This window comes from Pseudoflavonifractor sp. HCP28S3_F10 (genome assembly GCF_052065415.1).
Taxonomy (GTDB): domain Bacteria; phylum Bacillota; class Clostridia; order Oscillospirales; family Oscillospiraceae; genus Pseudoflavonifractor_A.
In genome coordinates, this window is sequence record NZ_JBQHUB010000072.1 from 1 (window position 1) to 818 (window position 818).

At 62.8% G+C, this 818-nt stretch carries 1 protein-coding gene; it reads left to right on the plus strand.

Going from position 1 to position 818, the window contains the following annotated elements:
- Nucleotides 1–660 (plus strand): S-layer homology domain-containing protein (locus ACTNBZ_RS14335; RefSeq protein ID WP_441210954.1); only part of this gene is annotated, 660 nt, incomplete at its 5' end.
- Nucleotides 661–818: the final 158 nt, after the last annotated feature.

Here is an 818-nt window from a genome sequence, read left to right on the forward strand (position 1 = left end):
GACGACATCACCGTGCTGGACAGCAAGGACAAGGAGATCAAGCTCTCCGAAAAGGGTGGCAAGTTCACCTTCACCATGCCCGCCAGTAAGGTCACCGTCCAGGCCACCTTCAAGGCCGAGGCTCCCGTCATCGACCACCCCTTCACCGATGTCCCCGAAGGCAGCTACTATGAGGACGCTGTGATCTGGGCCGTGGGTAAGGGCGTCACCGGCGGCACCTCTGCCACCACCTTCTCCCCCAACGGCAACTGCACGAGAGCGCAGGCGGTCACCTTCCTGTGGAGAGCCGCCGGTTCCCCCGAACCTAAGACCAGCACTATGCCCTTTACCGATGTGAAGGCGGACAGCTACTACCATGACGCGGTGCTGTGGGCCGTGGAGCAGGGTATCACCAAGGGCACAAGCGACACCGCTTTCAGCCCCAACGCTTCCTGCTCCCGCGCGCAGATCGTCACCTTCCTGTGGCGTGCCAACGGCAGCCCCGCTGTCAGCGGCAATTCTGCCTTCACCGATGTGGCCTCTGACGCTTACTACGCGGCGGCAGTCACCTGGGCGGAGAAGAACGACGTCACCGGCGGTATCGGCGGCGGCCTGTTCGGCTCCAACAACAACTGCACGAGAGCCCAGATCGTCACCTTTATCTATCGCAGTGTGAAGTGATCCTCCGGGCATAACGCAAAAGCAAAGCACCGAAAGGCGGGGGGGGGGGGGGGGGGGGGGGCGGCGCGTCTGTGTGGGTTTAAAAAATCCCTCACACACCAAACGACTCCGGGTCGAGGTTACAAGCCCCGGGTGGGGGGGGCGCGGGGGGGTATTTT